Below are 21,217 nucleotides of genomic sequence, written 5' to 3' on the forward strand. Positions count from 1 at the left end.
TTTTTACATTCGTGCGGGGAAATCGCCGTCGGCCTGGTCGGAAGGTTCGGAGTCACCGTCCTCGGTGGACTGCGAAAGCGGGGCCTCGGCGAGTGCCTCCGCGAGTTCGGGCGTGTCAGCCGTCTCAGCGCTGCCGGTCGATTCGGGGGATTCCGCCGATGCTGGATGTTCGCTTGCGTCAACAAGCTCTTCAGCGGGAGCGGCGTCCTGCGCGGCAAGTTCCAGCCCCTGCAATTGCGGCGCACCATCCGCCAACCCGGCCATGCCGAATTCGATCTGCTCGAGCATCGCGACCGGCGTGGAAGTGTTGCTGTCCATGACCGGAAGCTGGTCCAGCGACTCGACACCCAGGTCGTCGAGGAACTGCCGGGTGGTCGCGTACAGCGCGGGCCGTCCCACGGTCTCCCGGTGGCCTATGACCTCCACCCAGCCGCGGTCTTCGAGCTGCTTGAGGATCATGCTGTTGATCGTCACGCCGCGAATGTCTTCCATGTCGCCGCGCGTCACGGGCTGGCGGTAGGCAATGATGGCCAGCGTTTCCAGCGTGGCCCGGCTGTAGCGCGGCGGTTTTTCAGGATGCAGCCGGTCCAGGTATTCGCGCATCTGGGGCCGGCTCTGAAAACGCCAGCCCGTCGCGACATGCACAAGTTCGACGCCTCGGCCCGACCAGTCGTTCTGCAACTCTTCAAGCACCAGCTTGAGGCTGTCGGCTGTCAGTACCCCGTTGAACAGGACACCCATTTCACGCAGTGGCAGCGGTTGCTGCGCGCAAATAAGTGCTGTTTCGAGGACGCGCTTTGCATCCGTCGTATTCATGATTGTGGTCGTTCCGAAAAAGGGCGGAAAAAAAGGCCGGGAAAACGTGGGTTCGGCGCTAGTTTGCGCATGCATCCATGCGCAATCTCCCGTCAGGAGCCATGGTGCAGGTAGCTGGAAACTACTGAATTTGATTGTATATCAGCCCCAAACCGTCCACGGCGGCCTGGAGGTCGGCGGGAAGCCCGGACCTGAACTCCATGGCCTCGCCGGTCACCGGGTGCTCAAAGGCCAGTCGGCAAGCGTGCAGGCCCTGTCGGCCCAATCCCGCCGCGGATGCCCCGCCATAAAGATCGTCGGACACCAGCGGATGGCCGAGAAACGCCATATGCACCCGGATCTGGTGGGTGCGCCCCGTGTGCAGCTTGCACCGCACCAGGCAGTGCTTGCCGGCGGTTTGCAGCAGCGAGACGACCGTGGAGGCGGTCTTGCCGGCGTTTTTCTCCAGGTCGACCACTGCCATGCGCAGCCGGTTGCGCGGATCGCGGCCTATGGGGGCGTCGACCTGGCGGGTCTTTGCGCCCTGCCAGGCGCCGTGGGCCAGGGCCACATACTCCCGGCTCACGTCGCGGGCGGCGATCAGGCCGACCAGTTGGTCCATCACGGTGCGCTGGCGGGCGACCACCATCAGGCCGCTGGTGTCCTTGTCGAGGCGGTGGACGATGCCGGCGCGCGGCAGGAACACGGCCTGCGGGTCATGCGCCAGCAAGCCGTTGAGCAGGGTCCCGCTCCAGTTGCCGGGCGCCGGGTGCACCACCAGCCCCGCGGGCTTGTTGATCACCATCAGGTGAGCGTCTTCAAACACGATGTCCAGCGCCATGGCCTCGGGCTTGAAGGCCTGGCTTTGCGGCGTGGGGCGCAGTTCGATCAGCAGCTCATCGCCGGCCTTGACTTTGGCCGAGGCCTTGGTCGCCGGAACACCGCCCAGTTTGACCACACCGGCTTCAATGAGTTGCTGGAGATAAGTGCGCGAGAACTCGGGCACAATGGCAGCCAAAGCGCGGTCAAGCCGGCTGCCGTGACTCTCCGCGGGAACCATCACCTGTCGCAATTCCATCTCGGCCGTGGTATCCCCCTCCTCCTGGGCTTCGTCCGGGACGTTTTCGGGCGCAGCAGCGGCCGATATAATTAATTTGCTTTGTTCTGAATCAGTCATCAAGAAGGTCGATTGCAATGTTTTCCACCAAATTATCGGTTGTTCCCAATGCAATGCCGCTTTTTGCAGCCGTTTGCGCACTGTCCTTCGTGATCGCCGGTTGCTCCAGCACACCCGCCCCTGACAAGACGGCCTCCTGGAGCCCCAACAAGATCTACGCCGAGGCCAAGGACGAAGCGAACTCGGGGGCCTACGACAAGGCCATTCCCCTGTACGAAAAACTCGAAGGCCGCGCGGCGGGCACGCCGCTGGCCCAGCAAGCCCAGCTCGAAAAAGCCTATGCCCAGTACAAAGGCGGCGAGCAGCCCCAAGCCATCGCGACGCTGGACCGGTTCATGAAGCTGCACCCCGCCAGCCCTGCCTACGACTATGCGCTCTACCTCAAGGGCCTGGTGAACTTCAACGACAACCTGGGCATTTTTGGCTTCATCTCGCGCCAGGATCTCTCTGAACGCGACCAGAAGGCCGCCAAGGAATCGTTTGAATCATTCAGGGAACTGGTCACCCGTTTCCCCGAATCGAAGTACACCTCGGACGCCCGCCTGCGCATGAGTTACATCGTGAACTCGCTGGCGCAGTCCGAAGTGCACGTGGCGCGCTACTACTACTCGCGCGGCGCCTACGTGGCCGCCATCAATCGCGCGCAAAGCGCGATCGCCGACTATCGCGATGTGCCCGCCCTGGAAGAAGCCATCTACATCCTGTACAAATCCTATGATGCCCTGGGTATGGCCGAGCTGCGCGACGACACCCGCCGCATCATGGAGAAAAACTACCCCCAGAGCCACTTCATCACCAGGGGCTTCAAGTCTGCAGACAATCCCTGGTACAAGTTCTGGTAAGCGCGTCCAGCCTGTCCGCCAGTTCCTGCTCTGACGCCAGGCGCCGCATGGGCGGCAGCGCCCTCAGCAGGCGCTTGCCATAGCCCATGGACGCCAGGCGGCTGTCACAGACTACCAGCACGCCTTCATCGCTCTCGCGGCGTATCAACCGGCCCGCGCCCTGCTTGAGCGCGACGGCCGCTTCGGGCAGAAAATAATCGTTGAACGCGCTGCGTCCCTGTGACTCCAGCAATTTTGAGCGGGCTTCGGCCAGCGGATCGTTCGGCGGCGGGAACGGCAGCTTGTCGATGATGACCAGTTGCAGTGCATCACCGGGCACGTCAATGCCCTCCCAGAACGAAGCCGACGCCACCAGCACGCAGCCCTTGCCGCCGTTGGCGTTGCCCTCGCGGAAGCGCTCGATCAGCACGCGCTTGGGCATGGCGCCCTGCACCAGCACTTCCATGTCGGACGATTCCTGGAAAGCTTCCCTGAGCGCATCGCCGATGGTGCGCAAGGCCCGCAGCGTGGTGGTCAGCACCATGGTGCGGCCGCCCAGGCGTCGCGACCATCTGGCGGCGGATTCGGCCACCTTCACGGTGTGGGCGGGGTCGCCCGGCTTGGGAAAGGCCGGCGGCACATACAGCGCCGCCTGGCGTTCATAGTCAAAAGGGCTGCCCACCCGCAAGACCTCGGCATCCTCCAGCCCGCAAGGCTGGGTGAACCAGCTGAGCTTGTCGTCGTCGCCCAGGGTGGCCGAGGTGAATATCCAGGTTTTATCGGCGCCCGTCCCGCCGCCCAGCACCTTGCTCTTGACGGCCTTGGAAATATCCAGCGGGGACTCCACCAGCCGCAGTTGGGTGCCCACGTCCGCCCAACGCACGCAGCCCGGCTCGCAGGCATGGACAAAGCGCCGGGCGCGTTCGGCCAGCTCGGCGGCGCGTTCATGCAAACGGACAAAATCAGGTGCGATCTCGCTGACGGTATCCAGGGCGGCGCAGGCCTGCTCGCAGGAGGCATGAACGGCTTGCAGCGCGCCGTTCCACTCGTCCGCATCCAGGCCTTCGGGGCATTCATCCACCCACCGGAGCTTGGTGCCGGGGTATTGCTTGCCGGCGCACAGCCGCAGCTCGCGCGCGGCATGCTCGACGGCGGACACGACCTCCTGCCAGTCGACCAGCCCGCGGGCCAGCTGCAGGCCGGTGGCCAGCATGTCCCTCGCGAAATCCAGCAGCTGTCCGGTCGTCAGGTTGGTGCCCAGGAACTGCACGCCGGTTTCGTTGAGCTGGTGCGCTTCGTCGAAGATCGCGATGCGCACCGACGGCAGCAGTTCGGCCACACCGGACTCACGCACCGCCAGGTCGGCAAAAAACAGGTGGTGGTTGATCACCACCACGTCGGCCGCCATGGCCTCCCTGCGGGCCAGGTTCACATGGCAGGCACGAAATCGCGGGCATGGGGCGCCCAGGCAGTTTTCACGCGTCGAAGTTACCAGCGGGATCATGGGGGAGCGTTCGTCCAGCCCCGGCAGTTCGGCCAAGTCGCCGGTGCGTGTCACCTTGGACCACTCCTCGATCCTGGCCAGGGCGCGCACCGAGACGCCGTCGGGCAAATAAGCCTCCTGACGAGCCATTTCCATGCGGTGCAGGCAAAGGTAGCTGGCCCGCCCCTTGAGCAAGGCCGTGCTTACGGGAAGCCCCAGCGCTTCGACCAGGCGTGGCAGGTCGCGGCCGAAGAGCTGATCCTGCAAAGCCTTGGTCGCGGTCGACAGCAGCACGCGCTCGCCACTCAACAGGGCCGGGACCAGGTAGGAAAAAGTTTTACCGACACCGGTGCTGGCTTCGACCACCAGGGGATACGCCCCCTCTATGGCACGTGCCACGGCCAGGGCCATCTCGGTCTGCCCAGCGCGCGGCCTGAAATGCTCGGCCGCCCGCGACAGCACGCCGCCGGGGGCAAAAGCCTCTTCGACTTCAAGCGCAAGCGTCATCAGGCGGGCTCGGGGGGATCCAGCGACAGCTCAAGTTGAGCGATCTGGTCACGCAGCTGCAGGCGCCGCTTTTTGAGGCGCCTGAGCAGCAGTTCGTCGATGGGCAAGGAGTGCGCCGCAATGTCCACCAGGGCATTGAGGTCCGCGTGCTCCATTTTCAGTTCGATCAGCTGCCGTTCCGGGGAATGTAAATTTAAGTCCAAGGTTTTTTATCCGTACGCGCTGCTTCGCTTGATAATACGTCGATTGCGACCATAAATCGAGCCTCGCGCCCGAACGACCACACAATGTCCAAAGGTTATCGAATCACCGCCTCCACCGGTATCCACAAAGGGGATCGGGACTACCAGCAAGACCAGGTCAACCTGTTCAGCCACTCGCGGATTCCCGGCTGCATGCTGGGCATCGTGGCCGACGGCATGGGAGGACGCAGCGGCGGGCGTAAAGCCTCCGATCAGGTCATGCTGACCGCCAAGCAGCTGTTTGACCGCTATGACCCCGCGACCGATGACGCTCCCGCGATGCTCAAGCAGATCGTCGAAGAGGCGCACATCGTGATCAAGCTCACCGCGATCTCGGCCGAACAGGAACCGCACAGCACGCTGGCGGCTTTCCTGATCAACCCGGGCGGCGACTGCCACTGGGTGCATACCGGCGATTCCCGCATCTACCACTACCAGGGCAGCAAACTGGTGCACCGGACGGTGGACCATTCCTATGTGCAGACGCTGGTCGACAAAGGCGAAATCACCGAGGACGAGGCCAATGTCCATCCCCAATCCAACATCCTGATGGGCTGCCTGGGGACCGAAGAGGCGCCGCCCATCACGCACCACTTCATCCCCCAGCTGCGCCCCGAAGACGTGCTGCTGGCCTGCAGCGACGGCGTGTGGCACTACTTCAGCGCCAGCGAAATGGGCTCCGCCCTGTCCATGCTGTCGCCTCGTGAGGCCACCGAATTCCTGATCCAGAAAGCGCGCTCCCGCGCACGGGGCGGCGGCGACAACCTCTCGCTGGTGATCGTCAAGCTCGAGCCACTGGCCCCTGAGCCCCCTGCACGCCTAGTTGGGTAGAGGCAGGGACTTGGCCGGCGGCTTGGTCTGCTTCAGACGGTCGCTTTCGTGCTGGGCCTTGCGCTCCTGCGCTTCCTTTTGGCGGTCACTCAATTTCTTGGCTTCGGCGGCCGCCGTGGCCTGCTTGTCAGCCCTGCCCTGGGATTTCTCCTGGCTTCCCTTTAACCGGGCGGCGCTGGCGTCGCTGTTGCCCTGCTCACCGGCTTTGGCGGCGGCACGGTCTTCGTTCTTCTTCTTTTCCCGCTCCACGCGTGACTGGTAGTCGGCCGCGGCTTTGGCCCGCTGGTCCGCGGCTTCCTGCTGCTTCTCAGGGGAGGATTTTTCTTCGGTCTTGCGAACCTGCTCGGCGCCCCGGATGCGGCGCTCTTCATCGTTGAGCAGGATCTCCTGCCGGCGCAGGTCGCCCATTGCCTCGCGCCGCCGCTCGTTGATCTTCCCGAGGCAGCTGTTGACGGCGAATTTTTTATAGCACTCGGCGTCCTCGGCCAGGAAACCCGCTTCGAGCCGCGCGCGGTCCGCGTTGATTCTGGCGCGATCGGCATCAATGCTGCGCGGCGCTTCGGTGGGCGCGGCCGGCTGCTGCGCCGCGGGTTGCGCGCCCGCAAGCACGCCAAGGGTGGCGATAAAGCATGCGACGGCGAATTTTTTCATGTGAGGGTCGTATCCACGTTTCGGCGTTCAAGCGCCAGGAATTCCTTCGACTGCATTTCGTTGAGCCGGGAGACGGTGCGGGGAAACTCGTGCACCAGCGGCCCCTCGGTGTACAACGCCTCCGGGGGCACTTCTGCCGACATGATGAGCTTGACCCGCCTGTCGTACAACACATCCACCAGCCAGGTAAAGCGCCTCGCCTCGGAAGCCATCCGTAACGGCATGTAAGGCACGTCGCTCAAGAGCACGGTATGGAACTGGGTCGCGATCTCCAGGTAGTCGTTTTGCGAGCGCGGGCCGCCGCACAGCGTCTTGAAGTCGAACCACACCACCCCGCCCGCCTTGCGCCTGGCCTGGATCTGCCGGGCCTCGATCTGCAATACCGGGTTTTCATCCTGAGACTCCGCCAGCGCGTTGAAAGTTTCCGTCATTTCGGCATCGGCCTGGGGGCCCAGCGGCGTGTGGTAGAGCCTGGCCTGCTCCAGGGTGCGCCTGCGGTAGTCGGTGCCGTTGTCGACGCTGATGACCTCCAGGTTGGCCTTGAGCAGTTCGATGGCCGGCAACACGCGGTCGCGGTGCATGCCGTTCGGGTACAGCTCGTCCGGGTGAAAGTTGGAAGTAGTGACAAAGCCGACGCCATTCTCGAACAGCGCCGACAGCAGGCGATGAAGAATCATGGCATCGGTGATGTCGGCCACGTGGAATTCGTCAAAGCAGATCAGGCGATAGCGCTTGGCCATGCGCCGGCCCAGTTCGTCCAGCGGGTTTGCCGTGCCCTGCAGGTCCTGCAGTTCACGGTGCACCTCGCGCATGAACTCGTGAAAATGCAGCCGGACTTTCCGGCGCAGCGGAACGGCGCCGAAAAAACAATCCATCAAAAAGCTTTTGCCGCGCCCAACGCCGCCGTACATGTACACGCCGCGCGGAATGTCGGGCCGGTTGATCAGCTTCTTGAAAGCATTGGAGCGCTGTTCCTTGAACTCGGCCCATTCCGAGGCGCAGCGTTCCAGCGCCTCCACGGCGCGCAGCTGCGCGGGGTCGCTTTGATAACCCCGCGCCGCCAGTTCAGCGTCGTACGCCGCGCGTACCGGTTGAGTCACGGACCCGTGCCCGGCCAGATCAGAAGTTCAGCGTGCGCTTGTCCACCGCCAGCGCGGCTTCCTTGGTCGCCTCGCTCAGCGACGGGTGCGCGTGGCAGATGCGGGCGATGTCCTCGCTGCTGGCGCGGAACTCCATGGCGACCACGCATTCGGCGATCAGTTCGCTGGCGAAAGGCCCGACGATGTGCACGCCAAGGATTTCGTCCGTGGCGGCGTCGGCCAGCATCTTGACCATGCCGGTGGTGTCGCCCAGCGCCCGCGCACGGCCGTTGGCCATGAAGGGAAAGGTGCCGGCCTTGTAGGCGCGGCCGGCGGCCTTGAGCTGCTCTTCCGTCTGGCCCACCCATGCGATCTCGGGGTTGGTGTAGATCACCCAGGGAATGGTATTGAAGTTGACGTGGCCGTGCTGGCCGGCGATGCGCTCGGCAACCGCCACGCCCTCTTCCTCGGCCTTGTGCGCCAGCATGGGGCCGCGCACCACGTCGCCGATGGCCCAGACATTGGGCAGGTTGGTTTTGCATTGGTCATCGACCACCACCGCGCCGCGCTCGTCGAGCTTAAGGCCCACGGCTTCCGGCGCCAGGCCTATGGTATTGGCCACGCGGCCGATGGAAACGATCAGCTTGTCGACCTCCAGCGCCTGCGCCTGTCCCTTGGCATCGACATAGGCGACCGACACGCCTTTCTTGCCGGACTTGATCTCGCCGACCTTGACACCGAGCTCGATCTTGAGGCCTTGCTTGGTGAAAGCCTTGTGGGCTTCCTTGGCGATCTGCTGGTCCACCGCGCCCAGGAAGGTCGGCAGGCCTTCGAGCACCGTCACCTCGGCGCCCAGGCGGCGCCAGACCGAACCCATTTCAAGGCCGATCACGCCGGAGCCGATCAGGCCCAGCTTTTTGGGCACCGCGCCTATGCGCAGCGCGCCGTCGTTGGACAGGATGTTTTCCTCGTCGAACGGTGCACCGGGCAATGCGCGGGCATTGGAGCCCGTGGCCACGATGATGTGTTTGCCGGAAATGGTTTCTTCGGCGGCGCCGGCAACCTTGACGTCATAGAGGCCGTCCTTGGCGGCGGCAAAGGAACCGCGGCCGTGGAAGAAGGTGACCTTGTTTTTCTTGAACAGGTAGACGATGCCGTCGTTGTTCTGCTTGACGACGGTGTCCTTGCGGCCCAGCATCTTGGCGACGTCCAGGCTCAGGCCCTTGACCTCGATGCCGTGGTCGGCGAAGTGGTGGCCGGCCTGCTCGTAATGCTCGGACGACTGCAGCAGCGCCTTGGAGGGAATGCAGCCCACGTTGGTGCAGGTGCCGCCCAGGGCGGGACCGCCCTTGGCGTTTTTCCATTCGTCGATGCAGGCGACGTTAAAACCCAGCTGGGCGGCACGAATGGCGGCAATGTAGCCGCCGGGGCCGCCGCCGATGACGATGACGTCGAATTGTTTAGACATGTTTTCTATTCCTTCTTGAGTTCAAACGCCCCCGCGTGGAGGACGATTCCAAATACACCGGTACTCGCCAGCAGGCTTTCCTGCTGGGGGCCATCGCGGCCAATTTTCACGGTCGTGCCGGGCGTGGTCCTGCAGACAAAAAGGTGCCTGGCATCGAGGCATTCAATCCGGCCCTCGGCATGCAGCGCGGCCCAACCAAAGCCCTCGTACTCCGCCGCGAGAAAGCGGCGCAGTTTCACGGTCTCGGTGGGGGTCCGCACATCGGCAATGGTCCAGCGAACCAGGTCCGACTGGAGTTCTTCAACCTGCTTCCCGGGGTCGGCATCCGGCGCTTTTGCCAACACTACCCTGGTTCCCGCCTGGGAAACGCTGAGCCATTGCAGCCCGTAATGGCCGCTCCAGTTGTCGCCAACCGGCGCCGCGGCCGCAGCCAGGCCCACGCTCAACGTGCAGGCCAGGCAGGCGATGAGGCGGCGCATCGACGGCAGCCTTAGATGTCGAACAGCAGGCGTGCAGGATCTTCCAGCGCTTCCTTCATGGCCACCAGGCCCAGCACGGCTTCGCGGCCGTCCACGATGCGGTGGTCGTAGCTCATGGCGAGGTAGTTCATCGGGCGCACCACGATCTGGCCGTTTTCGACGACGGCGCGGTCCTTGGTGGCGTGCACGCCCAGGATCGCGGACTGCGGTGGGTTGATGATGGGGGTGGACAGCATGGAGCCGAACACGCCGCCATTGGAGATCGAGAAGGTGCCGCCGCTCATTTCTTCAATGCCCAGCTTGCCGTCGCGCGCCTTGGCGCCGTACTCGGCGATCTTCTTTTCGATGTCGGCAAAGCTCATCTGGTCGGCATTGCGCAGGATGGGCACCACCAGGCCGCGCGGCGAACCGACGGCGATACCGATGTCGAAATAGCCGTGGTAGACGATGTCATTACCGTCGACCGAGGCGTTGAGCACTGGGTACTTCTTCAGCGCATGCACAGCCGCCTTGACGAAGAAGCTCATGAAGCCGATCTTCACGCCGTGCTCTTTTTCGAACTTTTCCTGGAAGCGCTTGCGCATTTCCATGACGGGCGCCATGTTCACTTCATTGAAGGTGGTCAGGATGGCGTTGGTGGCCTGCGATTGCAGCAGGCGCTCGGCGATACGCGCGCGCAGGCGGCTCATGGGCACGCGCTGCTCGGGACGCTCGCCCAGGTCGGCGGGCTTGGCCGAGGCTGCAACCTGCGGCAGGGCCGTGGTCGGTGCGCCCGTGGGGATGGCGGCAGCGGCCGGCTTGGCGCCGCCGGCAGTCGCGCCGAGGACGTCGCCCTTGGTGACGCGGCCGTCCTTGCCGGTGCCGGGCACGGAGCCGGCGGCCAGGTTGTTGTCGGCCATCAGCTTGGCGGCGGCGGGCATGGGAACGCCGGCCATGGAGCCACCCGCAGCAGCGGGAGCGGCGGCCGGGGCCGGCGCGGAGGCTGCCGCGGCAGCCGGTGCGGCTGCCGCGGCAGCCGCAGGCGCGGCGGCGCCCGCCTTGCCTTCGGTGTCGATACGGGCAATCACCTGGTCGGAGACCACGGTACCGCCGTCGGCAACCACCAGTTCGGTCAGTACGCCGGCCGAAGGCGCGGGCACTTCGAGCACGACCTTGTCGGTTTCGATCTCGATCAGGATTTCATCCACGGCGATTGCTTCACCGACTTTTTTCTTCCACTGCAGCATGGTGGCCTCGGCCACGGACTCGGACAGCTGGGGGACTTTGACTTCTACGATAGCCATGTTGTTTCTTTCGTGTGCGTTCTAGTGTTCTTTGTTGCGGGAAGGCCGGCCTTACTTGGACAGCACAAAGCCCTTGAGCTTGCCGAAGGCGCCATCCACCAGCGCCTTTTGCTGTTCCTGGTGCAGGTGCGAGTAACCCGCTGCCGGCGAAGCCGAAGCGGCACGGCCCGAGTAGCCCAGCTTCTGGCCGTCGAGCATGTTTTCGTGGATGTAGTGCTGCACGAAGAACCAGGCTCCCTGATTTTGCGGCTCGTCCTGGCACCACACGATGTCGGTGACGTTCGGGTAGCGTTTCAGCTCGGTGGCAAACGCTTTGTGCGGGAAGGGATAGAGCTGCTCAACGCGCAGGATGACCGTGTCGTCCGCGCCTTTTTCCTCGCGCTTCTTGGCCAGGTCGTAGTAGACCTTGCCCGAGCACGCGATGATGCGCTTGACCTTGTCGGCCTTTTTGTTGATCTCTTCCTTGTTCTCGGGAATCACCGTCTGGAAGCTGCCCTTGGTGAACTCGCTCAAGGGAGATGCCGCATCCTTGGCGCGCAGCAGCGACTTGGGCGTCATGATGACCAGCGGCTTGCGCAGGTTGCGCACCATCTGGCGGCGCAGCACGTGGAAGATCTGGCTGGCCGTGGTGGGCTGCACCACCTGCATGTTGGTGTCGGCCGACAGCTGCATGAAGCGCTCCAGGCGAGCCGAGCTGTGCTCGGGGCCCTGGCCTTCGTAGCCGTGCGGCAGCATCAGCGTGATGCCGTTGACGCGGCCCCACTTCACTTCACCGGAGGCGATGAACTGGTCGATCACGACCTGCGCGCCGTTGGCGAAGTCGCCGAACTGGGCTTCCCAGATCACCAGCGTGTTGGGGTCGTTGGAGGCGTAGCCGTATTCGAAGGCCAGCACCGCCTCTTCGGACAGGATGGAGTCGATGACAACGAACGGGGCCTGGTTGTCGGCCACGTTCTGCAGGGGTACATAGGTGCCGGTGTCGAACTTTTCACGGTTCTGGTCGTGGATCACGGCGTGGCGGTGCGTGAAGGTGCCGCGGCCGCAGTCTTCCCCCGACAGGCGAACCGGGTAGCCGCTGGCCACCAGCGAGGCGAAAGCCATGTGCTCGCCCATGCCCCAGTCCACGGGAATGTCGCCGCGGCCCATGGCGGCGCGGTCGTCATACACCTTCTTGACCAGCTGGTGCGGCGCCACGGTGCCGGGGATGGCGGTGATCTTGTCGGCCAGGCGCTTCCACTCGGCCATAGGGATGGCGGTGTCACCCGCGTCGGTCCACTTCTTGCCGAGGTAAGGCGTCCAGTCGACCGCGTACTTGCTCTTGAAGTTGGTCAGCACCGGGTCGAAGGTGCTCTTGCCGGCGTCCAGCGCCGCGCGCGTGGCCTTGACCAGGTCGTCGCCCAGCGTGTCGCCCATGCCCTGGGCCGTGAGCTTGTCGGCGTACAGCCTGCGCGTGCCGGGGTGCTGCGCGATCTTTTTGTACATCAAAGGCTGGGTCAGCGCAGGGGTGTCCTGCTCGTTGTGGCCCAGTTTGCGGAAGCAGATGATGTCGACTACGACGTCCTTCTGGAACTCCATGCGGAACTCGAGCGCCAGCTGGGTGGCCAGCACGACGGCTTCGGGGTCATCGCCGTTGACGTGCAGCACCGGCGCTTCAATCATCTTCACGACGTCGGAGCAGTACAGCGTCGAGCGGCTGTCGCGCGGGTCGCTGGTGGTGAAACCGATCTGGTTGTTGATCACGATGTGCACCGTGCCGCCCGTGAAATAACCACGGGTTTCGGCCAGCGCCAGCGTTTCCATGACCACGCCCTGGCCTGCGAAGGCCGCGTCGCCGTGCACCAGCACCGGCAGCACCTGCAGGCCCTTGGGGTCGGCGCGGCGGTCCATGCGGGCGCGCACCGAGCCTTCGACCACGGGGTTGACGATTTCCAGGTGCGAGGGGTTGAAAGCCAGCGTCAGGTGGACCGGGCCGCCGGGGGTGGTCACGTCGGAGCTGAAGCCCTGGTGGTATTTGACGTCGCCGCTGGGCAGGTCTTCGGGAGCGGTGTGGTCGAACTCGGCGAACAGGTCGGCCGGGACCTTGCCCAGGGAGTTGACCAGCACGTTGAGGCGGCCGCGGTGGGCCATGCCGATCACGATTTCCTGCACGCCCTTGATGCCGCCCGACTGGATCAGCTCATCCATGCTGGCGATGAAGCTTTCGCCGCCTTCGAGCGAGAAGCGCTTTTGGCCGACGTACTTGGTGTGGAGGAAACGCTCCAGGCCTTCGGCGGCCGTCAGGCGGTCCAGGATGTGGAGCTTCTTTTCCTTGGTGAAATTGGGCTTGCTGCGAATCGATTCGAGCTTTTGCTGCCACCAGCGCTTGTGGTTCTGGTCGGTGGCGTACATGTACTCGGCGCCAATCGTGCCGCAATAGGTCTCGCGCAGCGCGTTCATGAGCTCGCGCAGGCTCATGGTGTCTTTGCCGAAGAACGTGTTGCTGGTGTTGAACACGGTTTCCTGGTCGGCGTCACTGAAGCCGTAGAACGAGGGCTCCAGTTCGGGAATCTTGTCGCGCTCGGCGCGCTTGAGCGGGTCCAGGTCGGCCCAGCGTGCGCCGACGTTGCGGTAGGCGGCGATCAGTTGCTGGACGGCGGTGCGCTTGCGGCCCATTTCGGAGTCGGCGCCGCTGGCGACGACAACCTTGGTCTGGCCCTGTTTGGCGCGTTCGGCGAAGGCGTTGACGACCGGCAGATGCGGAACGTCCTTGGCATTGCTGCCGTCGACGGCGGGAACGTGCTGGAGTGCGTCGAAATACTCGCGCCAGTTGTCAGGCACGCTGCCGGGGTTGGCGAGGTAGTTTTCGTACATCTCTTCGACATAGGGCGCATTGCCGCCGAAGAGATAGGTGTTGCCTTGATAGGCAGAATAGACGGACGATGCCGTCGGGTTGGAACTCATTACGCTGACCTCCGTTTCCCTTTGGGAAACATTAGCTGGCCACAACAGGATATGGCTGGTTGATTAACCTTCCGCAACACGGCTGGACCGATTAGCGGATGCGACTGTGGCAGGAAGGGCCTTCAGAAACAACCCAGATTGTGCCACCGAACTGTGACAGCCGAAAGACCATGCCATGCCCATTTCGAATAGGTCATGTCTTTTACATGGCTCACATACCTTCACACGCCCGGCCTTGACAGCTGTTTGGCAGATTGGGGCGAAAGCTCAGGCGGCAAGGCCCGGGTTGCCGGCCACGCCCACCAACTTCGGCGTGTTGGGTTTGACGGGCTTGATGACTTTCTGCGTCTTGAGGTAGCTTTCCACCACCTCCCAGACCGGCGGGCCGGCGTTTTTGCTGGCTTCGGCCACCGGCGCCCAGCCGGCCACCTTGTAAGTCTTGCCGGCCTCAATCAGCTTGCCGCCCAGGCGCATGTCCTGGATGCGTTCGCCCATTTTTGCGCCGGGCTCGCAGGTGTAGGTGAGGCCACCCACGCGCACCATGTCGCCGCCCTGCTGGTAATAAGGATCGGGGTTGAAGAGGTTGTCGCCCACGTCTTCCAGGATGGTTTTGATCATGTCGCCGCGCATGTCGGTCAGCGTGGTCCAGGGATAGCTGATGGCGGTCTGGTCCATCACATGCTCGCGCGTGATGGCCTGGCCGGGCAGCAGCGAGGTGCCCCAGCGGAACCCCGGCGAGAACGCGATGTCGGCGCCGCGCACCTTCATGAGCGCATCGAGGATCAGTTGGTCGAAGCTGCCGTTGAAATTGCCGCGGCGGTACAGCGTGCCTTCGGTCACCGCCAGTTTTTCGTCGAGTTTGGCGGTGTAAGGCGCCCTCACCTTCGCGATCAATTCGTTCATGGCCGCATCGGCCGGCAGCAGGTTGGCGAAGACCGGCAGCAGCCGGTAATTGAAGCCGGCCACCTTGCCGTCCTTGACGTCGAGGTCCAGCACGCCCAGGAATTTGCCGTTGCTGCCGGCATTGGTCACGATGGTCTGGCCGCCCGGGTTTTTGACGATGACGGGCACCGGCACGCCGTCATGGGTGTGGCCGCCCAGGATCGCATCGATGCCGGTGACACGCGAGGCCATCTTGAGGTCCACGTCCATGCCGTTGTGGCTCAGCAGCACCACGGCCTGGGCACCCTTGGCGCGCGCCTCGTTGACGGTTTCCTGCATTTCGCTTTCGCGGATGCCGAAAGTCCAGCTGGGCGTGAGCCAGGCCGGGTTGGCGATCGGCGTGTAGGGAAAAGCCTGGCCGACGATGGCCACCGGCACGCCGTTCATTTCCTTGATGACGTAAGGCTTGAACACCGGGTCGCCGAAGTCGCTGGTCTTGACGTTCTGGGCAATGAAGTCGATCTTGCCGGCGAAGTCCTGCTCGACGATTTTTTTGATGCGCTCTTCGCCGTAAGTGAAGTCCCAGTGGCCGGTCATCACGTCCACGCCCAGCAGCTTGGCCGCGTCGACCATGTCCTGGCCTTGCGTCCAGAGCGCCGTGGCGCTGCCTTGCCAGGTGTCGCCGCCATCCAGCAGCAAGGCGCCGGGGCGCCCGCCCTTGAGCTGTTTCACCAGCGTGGCGAGATGGGCGAAGCCGCCCACCTTGCCGTACTGGCGGGCCGCCCGCTCGAAGTCGAGGAAAGTCAGCGCATGGGCTTCGGGCGTGCCCGACTTCAGGCTGGCCGCCTTGAGCAGGTGTTCGCCGACCAGGTGCGGCGCCTGTCCGCGCATGGCGCCCACGCCCAGGTTGACGGAAGGTTCGCGGAAATAAATCGGCAGCAGCTGGGCATGGCAATCGGTCATGTGCAGCAGGTGCACGTTGCCGCTGCGCGGCAGCTCGTACAGGCCGGCGGCCTGGGCCGCACCGGCCTCACGCTGCAGGGGGAAACCGGCGGCCAGGGCGGCTGCCATGACACTTGCGAACTCGCGGCGGGAGAGATTCATGGCGTTGGACATCCTGCCCGGCGCACCAGGCATGCTTTCAGGTTGCGATCGATCCGGGCGCCGGAGCGCGACCGGTTATTTGTTGACGGGCGAGTTCGGATCCAGCAGCAGCGCCATCACGTCGCGGATCTGCTGCTCGTTCAGGATGGACGCATGGCCGAACCTGGGCATGTCGGAACAGGCGTTGTAGGCCTTGGCGTTCCACAGCTTGCCCCAGGTGTAGTCGACGATGGCTTTGCTCTCGGGCGACGCGGGGTTGCTCACGCCGCGCAGCTTGCCGTAGTTGTAAAGGCTGGGGCCTATGGAGCCAAAGGACAGCTCGGCCTTGCTGATCTGGTGGCAGTTGTAGCAACTGCCGCCGTTGGCCTCGCCGGGCTTGTCGCTCCAGGTCAGGCCGCGGCCATTCTGCGCGATTTTTTCGCCTTCGCTCCAGTTGCCAAGGTACTTGCCGTCCGAAGGCAGTTTCACGGTCTGCAGATTGGCCTCTTCAATCGACTTGGCGAGTTTTTCATCCAGCGGTTTGCCGGCCGCTTCCGAACAGGCCTGGTTGGAGGCGTCCAGCGTCAGCCGGTCCATCTTCGCGATGCCCTGTTCGCGGAAGGAACTCTTGAGCACCTGCTGCGTGGCCTCATCGACCTGCTGGGCCGTGGGCGCGGTGGCGCAGCTGGCCAGGAAAAAGGCGGCGAAAGCCAGGCCTGCCGCGGACAGCGCTGCTTGTGTGTATGACTTGTTCATGTGGATTTTTCCCGGTACCGGACTTGAGGGATTAACGTTTCAGGGCGGGCGCGATCGACACGCCGCCCTTGCTGTTGACGCCCATGTACACGCCCAAGGCGATGGTGGCGTCGGAGGCATAACCCGGGAAGGGGAAACGCTGCTGCCGGTAGCAATCGTTTAGCCGTCGCTGCATGCTCCACAGGTCGCCGCTGGAGACGCGGTAGGCCGGCCAGGCGCCGAAGCCGTTGCCGGCGCCGGGCTGCTTTGTCAGGTTGGGCAGGTCCTGCAGGCGCACGCGCTTGTTGTCCTCGCCGTGGCAGGACGCGCAGGAAAAATCGTAAGGGCCGCCGCGAAGGTAAAACACCTTCTTGCCCACTTCGTACATGAGCTTTTCCTTGGCATGCGACTGGGGCACGTTAAACGCCATGTCGCGCGATTCAGCCGAGAGATAGGCCACCAGCGATTCAATCGATTTCTGCTCGCCCGCGCCGAACGGTGTCTTGGCGATCTCGGCGGCGCTGAAGCCCTGCAGTTGCTCCATGCAGGTCAGCAGGCGCGACTCCAGGTCCTGCACACGCTGGGTGTCGGCAAAGAAACGCGGCAGCTCGACAAAAGCGCCCTTGACCACGCCCGGGCCCTTGCCCAGGTCGCATTTTTCCAGCGAGGCGTTTTTCGGGCCGCGCGCCTGTTTCCAGAGGGCCTCTCCCTTGGCTTCATACAGCTCGGCGGGGTTGCCGTCGGCCAGCATGGCGCGGTATTCGGCAATGCCTTCGGCCGTGCTTTTCTGCGCCGCCGCCGGCAAAGGCAAGGCGGCTATCGCGGCCAGGGCCGCCAGCCCGAACAGGCTTGATTTCATCGTGGTCTCTCCTCAAATATCGTTGTAGGCGGCCGGGGCCGCGGCGCGAAAACCGGCGAACTCAGGAGATGACGGCCTCGTCGGTCCGTTTGTCGCCGTGGTTGTCGGTCCAGCTGACCGCGATCTTGTCGCCGGCCTTGCCGCCCTTGAAGCTGAACTGCACAAAAGGGTTTTTGGACACGGCCGTGCCCCACTGGGCGCTCATGACGGTCTTGCCGTTCCAGGTAGCGTTGATGTTCTGGATGAACCAGGCCGGCACGGTCTTGCCGGCGGCGTCTTTGCGCTGGCCGCTTTCCATTTCATGGCTCACGAGCACACGCACCGTGGTTTTATCGCCTTGGGCCTGGGCCCGGATCCGCATTGGGTCTGACATATCTTGTTCCTTTCAGTCGTTCGGGTGTTGCAAGGCTCAGCCGCCGCAGCCGCCCAGAGTCACTTTGACTTCCTTCACCGCATAGAAGTACTTGTCACCAGCCTTGGCCAACGCATAGACATTGGAGGACTGGCCCATCTTGATGTTGGTCGAGACATTGGCGTCGGTGCCGGCCGGGATGTCGAACATGGCGGCCAGCGCGCTCGGGTTTTTCTCGACGACGAGGGCGATCTGCGTCGTGTTGGCGATGTTGCTCTGCGCGCCGACGCGCACCACGTTGCCGTTTTCGGCGATTTCAGGCGCCTGCAGCAGCAGGTCCTTGCTTTCGACCGGTGCGCTGGTGGCGCCCATGGCCTTGGCCGCATCGGCCAGGGACTTGCTCTCAAAAGCCGCCTTGTTCCAGCCCGGGGCGTTTTGCGCATAGGCCGGGCTCAGGCCCGAAGCAGCCGCCAGCGCCAGCGCTGTGGCGCCGGAACTGCTAGCCAAAAAATCACGACGTTCCATGGTTGAACTCCTCTGTATATAACTTGAATGTCTTTAAAAACTTAGCCCGATTGGACACAAAACCGCAAAACTCCGGGAGGGTATTTCTCCCAGCACCCTCAAAAAAAACACCGCCAGTCCGCACGCCCTACTTCGCCGCGCCCTGCACCAGCCATTGGGAAATCTGCGCCGACTCCGCCGCGCTCAAAGCCTGCGGCGGCATCGGGATCGCACCCCAGGCGCCCTGCCCGCCGGCCTTGATTTTGCCCGAGAGGTAATTCACCGCATCGGCGCGGTCCTTATATTTGTTGGCTATATCCTTGAACGAAGGACCCACGAGTTTGTTGTCCATGCCGTGGCAGGCCACGCAGGCATTTTTCTGCAAAAGAGGCATCACGGACGCCGAGCCGGAAGCGGCCGTCTTCACCACGGCGGCCACCGGGGCCGCAGCGACGGGCGCGCGTTCCGCCTGCGCCATGACGACGGCGGATTTTGCCTCGGCGGCCAAAGCCGGCCGTGTCGTATCCACGCCGCGGCTCTGGCCCACCAGGCGTGACTGCTCGGCCAGGTTGCCATGGGCATTGCGCGCATAGTCCGGCAAAAAGCTTTTGACCACCACCTCGGCCTTGCAGTTCGCCATGCAGTTGGACCCTTGCACGTCGGGCTTGGCGCTGCCGCCAAGCTCCTTGCCGGGCCACATCGCGTGCGCCGTGGTCATGCCGTTGCGGTTGGGCAGGCGGGCCTGTACCTCGCGGATGTTGGTGTCCGACAGCGTGAAGTCTTCCGGCAGCACATTCCCCAGGAACAGGATGTAGGCCGTCGCGGCATAAACCTCGTCGGGCGTCAGCGTCTTGGGTGCGGTCCAGGGCATGGCGCGGTTGATGTAGTCCCACAGCGTCGACAGCGTGGACACCTTCATCAGCGTGGTGCGGTTGGGCTGGTTGGCGCCCGGCATCAGGCCGTCAACCCGGCCGCTCTTGATGTCCTGCGCCGTGGTGCCGCCTGCAATCGGCGTGAACACCTCGGACGACTCGGCAAAACTGCCGTGGCAGGAGGCGCACTGCGCCTCCCACAGCACTTCGCCCTGCCGCACCGTGCCCTGCCCCTTGGGCAGGCCCTTGAAATCGGGCCGCACGTCGATGTCCCAGGCCTTGACCTCGGCAGGCGTGGCGGTTCTGCCGACGCCGGCCAGCGCCGCCTGGCGCGCAGCCGGCTGCGCCTGCGCAAAACCTGAGGCCAAGCCGGCCAGCACCAGCAGCAGCACGAGGGGAGCGTGTTTAAACCTGGACATTTTTCACCTCGCCGTTTTCTGCCAGCGCCCAGGACTGGATGGCGTTGTTGTGATAAATGCTGCGCGAGGCGCGCACCTTGCGCAGCTCGCTGTAGGTCGGCTGGATTTGCCCGGTTTCGTCCACCGCGCGGCTCTGGAAAATCGCCGGCTTGCCGTCCCAGACGAAGTCGGCGTTAAAGCGCGTAAGGCACTTGGCCAGTACCGGCCCTTCGAGCCGTGCCTGCGTCCAGTTGCGCCCGCCGTCCACCGAGACGTCGACCCGGCGTATCTTGCCGCGCCCGCTCCAGGCCAGGCCCGTGAGGTTGTGAAAGCCCTTTTGCAGCAGCACCTGGCCGCCGCTGGGCGAGGTGACCACACTTTTGACTTCCTGGATGCTGGTGTACTGCCGGTGCAGGCCGCTGGGCTGCAGGTCGACATAGTGAATGGTTTCGTCCTTGGCGCCGTAGGGCATGTCGCCCACCTCGATCCGGCGCAGGTATTTGATCCAGCTCACGCCCTGCACGCCGGGCACGATGAGCCGCAGCGGGTAGCCGTTTTCGGGCCGCAGCATTTCACCGTTCTGCCCGTAGGCGACCAGCACCTCGCCGCTCGTCACCAGGTCCATGGGAATGGTGCGCGTCATGCCCGAGCCGTCGGCGCCTTCGGCCAGGATGAACCTGGCGCGCTTGAGGTCGGCGCCGCAAAGTTCCAGCAAGGTGCGCAGCGGCACGCCGGTGAATTCGCTGCAGCTGAGCATGCCGTGGGTGTACTGCACCGTCGGCACCGCGGCATTGCCCCATTCCATGCCGGTATTGGCGCCGCATTCGATGAAGTGCATGCGGCTCACGCTGGGCAGCCGCATCAATTCGTCCATATTGAAAACCATGGGACGCTTGAGCATGGCCTCGTCCGAGCCGTTGAGCATCAGCCGGTGTTTCGACGGGTCGATGTCCCACCAGCCCTGGTGGTGGCGCTCAAAGTGCAGGCCGCTGGGCGTGATGATGCCGAACAGGCCTTGCAGGGGGCAAAAACTCACGCTGGCCTGGCCGACACGCGTCAGGCCCGGGCTTTCGCGGCGCTGCAGGTTTTTCTCGAATTCGCTGGGCAGGCCGTAAGGGCGCGCCGCCACCGGCTGGCCCAGGCCCTTGCTGTGCGGCGGAAGGTTCAGGATTTCGGGCTCGCCTTCAGCAGTTGCAGCGCCTTGCGCAACGGCCTGGCCCGCGGCCAGCGTGCCGGCCGCGGCGGCGAAAGCGCCGGCCAGAAAGCCGCGGCGCCCGGCCCGCACATCCTGTATCTGCTCGCGAGAAAGGAAGTTCTCAGGGGCGCGCTGAAGGAATCGGTTCAACATCATGAAGGCATCTTTCGGTTCAGGCGTCCTGTGTGCCGGAGCGCGGCGACAGGCTTTGCGCCGGGGGCAACGCGCCCGGCTCATCCAGTTCGATGGCGATCTGGGTGCAGACGCTGCGGCACAGCGCCACGGCTTTTTCGCTTTGCACCCGGTAGATCACCTGGGTGCCTTCCTTGCGTTTGGCCAGCACGCCGGTGCGGTACAGCACGGCCAGGTGCTGCGAAAGGTTGGGCTGCGTGGTGTCGATCTCGGCCAGCAGCTCGTTGACGGATTTTTCACGCTCGCACAGGGCGCTCAGCACACGCAGGCGCATCGGCGTTGCGAGTACACCGAACAGCTCGGCCGCCAGTTCAAACACCCGGCCCCGTTCAACCTGGGCACTGGCCTGGATCATCTCGTCCATAGTGACTTCTTCTTAATATAAGCAA

The 21,217-nt window shown here is 64.0% G+C and carries 20 protein-coding genes; 2 read left to right on the forward strand and 18 right to left on the reverse strand.

Going from position 1 to position 21,217, the window contains the following annotated elements:
• Nucleotides 1–3: 3 nt before the first annotated feature.
• Together scpB and AC1D0O_RS03175 are read right to left on the reverse strand one after the other, a co-directional pair.
• Entirely contained in the window at nucleotides 4–816 is an 813-nt protein-coding gene (scpB, locus tag AC1D0O_RS03170; RefSeq protein WP_477652092.1) for an SMC-Scp complex subunit ScpB, read from the reverse strand.
• 121 nt (nucleotides 817–937) lie between these two features.
• On the reverse strand, nucleotides 938–1,972 hold the full coding sequence (locus tag AC1D0O_RS03175) for an RluA family pseudouridine synthase (RefSeq protein WP_477652093.1): 1,035 nt from the start codon (nucleotides 1,970–1,972) through the stop codon (nucleotides 938–940).
• Between the two features lie 17 nt (nucleotides 1,973–1,989).
• On the opposite strand from AC1D0O_RS03175, the gene AC1D0O_RS03180 reads away from it, so the two are divergent.
• Nucleotides 1,990–2,814: an outer membrane protein assembly factor BamD gene (locus AC1D0O_RS03180; protein ID WP_477652094.1), complete on the forward strand. Its 825-nt coding sequence runs from the start codon at nucleotides 1,990–1,992 to the stop codon at nucleotides 2,812–2,814.
• Here the strand turns inward: AC1D0O_RS03180 and AC1D0O_RS03185 are convergent.
• Nucleotides 2,777–4,783 (reverse strand): ATP-dependent DNA helicase, encoded by a 2,007-nt coding sequence (locus tag AC1D0O_RS03185; RefSeq protein WP_477652095.1) that lies wholly within the window; start codon nucleotides 4,781–4,783, stop codon nucleotides 2,777–2,779. The two genes, AC1D0O_RS03180 and AC1D0O_RS03185, sit on opposite strands and share 38 nt — an antisense overlap.
• A complete protein-coding gene (locus tag AC1D0O_RS03190; RefSeq protein ID WP_092125858.1) occupies nucleotides 4,783–4,986 on the reverse strand; it encodes a DUF465 domain-containing protein in 204 nt (67 codons plus the stop codon). The genes AC1D0O_RS03185 and AC1D0O_RS03190 overlap by 1 nt, the downstream gene beginning before the upstream one ends.
• Nucleotides 4,987–5,070: 84 nt before the next feature.
• Between AC1D0O_RS03190 and AC1D0O_RS03195 the strand changes: the two genes are divergently transcribed.
• The gene (locus AC1D0O_RS03195) at nucleotides 5,071–5,856 is read left to right on the forward strand and encodes a PP2C family protein-serine/threonine phosphatase (RefSeq protein WP_477652096.1); all 786 of its coding nucleotides are present in this window, start codon (nucleotides 5,071–5,073) and stop codon (nucleotides 5,854–5,856) included.
• Here the strand turns inward: AC1D0O_RS03195 and AC1D0O_RS03200 are convergent.
• The 14 genes from AC1D0O_RS03200 to AC1D0O_RS03265 all read right to left on the reverse strand — a co-directional run bounded on the left by AC1D0O_RS03200 (nucleotide 5,845) and on the right by AC1D0O_RS03265 (nucleotide 21,192).
• Entirely contained in the window at nucleotides 5,845–6,507 is a 663-nt protein-coding gene (locus tag AC1D0O_RS03200) for a hypothetical protein (RefSeq protein WP_477652097.1), read from the reverse strand. The two genes, AC1D0O_RS03195 and AC1D0O_RS03200, sit on opposite strands and share 12 nt — an antisense overlap.
• Complete coding sequence (gene zapE / locus AC1D0O_RS03205) at nucleotides 6,504–7,607, reverse strand: cell division protein ZapE (protein WP_477652098.1); 1,104 nt, start codon at nucleotides 7,605–7,607, stop codon at nucleotides 6,504–6,506. The genes AC1D0O_RS03200 and zapE overlap by 4 nt, the downstream gene beginning before the upstream one ends.
• Nucleotides 7,608–7,626: 19 nt before the next feature.
• Nucleotides 7,627–9,054 (reverse strand): dihydrolipoyl dehydrogenase, encoded by a 1,428-nt coding sequence (lpdA, locus tag AC1D0O_RS03210; protein ID WP_477652099.1) that lies wholly within the window; start codon nucleotides 9,052–9,054, stop codon nucleotides 7,627–7,629.
• A 5-nt stretch (nucleotides 9,055–9,059) separates the two neighbouring features.
• The gene (locus tag AC1D0O_RS03215; RefSeq protein ID WP_477652100.1) at nucleotides 9,060–9,533 is read right to left on the reverse strand and encodes a hypothetical protein; all 474 of its coding nucleotides are present in this window, start codon (nucleotides 9,531–9,533) and stop codon (nucleotides 9,060–9,062) included.
• An 11-nt stretch (nucleotides 9,534–9,544) separates the two neighbouring features.
• Nucleotides 9,545–10,816 carry a 2-oxoglutarate dehydrogenase complex dihydrolipoyllysine-residue succinyltransferase gene (odhB, locus tag AC1D0O_RS03220; RefSeq protein WP_477652101.1) on the reverse strand — a complete coding sequence of 424 codons (1,272 nt, stop codon included), beginning with the start codon at nucleotides 10,814–10,816 and terminating at the stop codon, nucleotides 9,545–9,547.
• Nucleotides 10,817–10,867: 51 nt separating this feature from the next.
• The gene (locus AC1D0O_RS03225; protein ID WP_477652102.1) at nucleotides 10,868–13,756 is read right to left on the reverse strand and encodes a 2-oxoglutarate dehydrogenase E1 component; all 2,889 of its coding nucleotides are present in this window, start codon (nucleotides 13,754–13,756) and stop codon (nucleotides 10,868–10,870) included.
• Nucleotides 13,757–14,023: 267 nt separating this feature from the next.
• Nucleotides 14,024–15,742, reverse strand: coding sequence for a thiosulfohydrolase SoxB (soxB, locus tag AC1D0O_RS03230; RefSeq protein WP_477652103.1), 1,719 nt, complete (start codon nucleotides 15,740–15,742; stop codon nucleotides 14,024–14,026).
• A gap of 75 nt (nucleotides 15,743–15,817) precedes the next feature.
• A complete protein-coding gene (soxX, locus tag AC1D0O_RS03235) occupies nucleotides 15,818–16,477 on the reverse strand; it encodes a sulfur oxidation c-type cytochrome SoxX (RefSeq protein ID WP_477652104.1) in 660 nt (219 codons plus the stop codon).
• Between the two features lie 31 nt (nucleotides 16,478–16,508).
• Nucleotides 16,509–17,315 carry a sulfur oxidation c-type cytochrome SoxA gene (gene soxA, locus AC1D0O_RS03240; protein WP_477652105.1) on the reverse strand — a complete coding sequence of 269 codons (807 nt, stop codon included), beginning with the start codon at nucleotides 17,313–17,315 and terminating at the stop codon, nucleotides 16,509–16,511.
• Between the two features lie 61 nt (nucleotides 17,316–17,376).
• Nucleotides 17,377–17,688: a thiosulfate oxidation carrier complex protein SoxZ gene (soxZ, locus tag AC1D0O_RS03245; RefSeq protein WP_477652106.1), complete on the reverse strand. Its 312-nt coding sequence runs from the start codon at nucleotides 17,686–17,688 to the stop codon at nucleotides 17,377–17,379.
• 36 nt (nucleotides 17,689–17,724) lie between these two features.
• Nucleotides 17,725–18,192, reverse strand: a complete 468-nt coding sequence (gene soxY, locus AC1D0O_RS03250) for a thiosulfate oxidation carrier protein SoxY (RefSeq protein WP_477652107.1) — start codon at nucleotides 18,190–18,192, stop codon at nucleotides 17,725–17,727.
• Between the two features lie 127 nt (nucleotides 18,193–18,319).
• On the reverse strand, nucleotides 18,320–19,462 hold the full coding sequence (locus tag AC1D0O_RS03255) for a c-type cytochrome (RefSeq protein WP_477652108.1): 1,143 nt from the start codon (nucleotides 19,460–19,462) through the stop codon (nucleotides 18,320–18,322).
• Nucleotides 19,449–20,789, reverse strand: a complete 1,341-nt coding sequence (gene soxC / locus AC1D0O_RS03260; RefSeq protein WP_477652246.1) for a sulfite dehydrogenase — start codon at nucleotides 20,787–20,789, stop codon at nucleotides 19,449–19,451. The genes AC1D0O_RS03255 and soxC overlap by 14 nt, the downstream gene beginning before the upstream one ends.
• A gap of 19 nt (nucleotides 20,790–20,808) precedes the next feature.
• Complete coding sequence (locus AC1D0O_RS03265) at nucleotides 20,809–21,192, reverse strand: ArsR/SmtB family transcription factor (protein WP_477652109.1); 384 nt, start codon at nucleotides 21,190–21,192, stop codon at nucleotides 20,809–20,811.
• Nucleotides 21,193–21,217: the final 25 nt, after the last annotated feature.

This window comes from Polaromonas sp. P1_F2 (assembly GCF_056405735.1).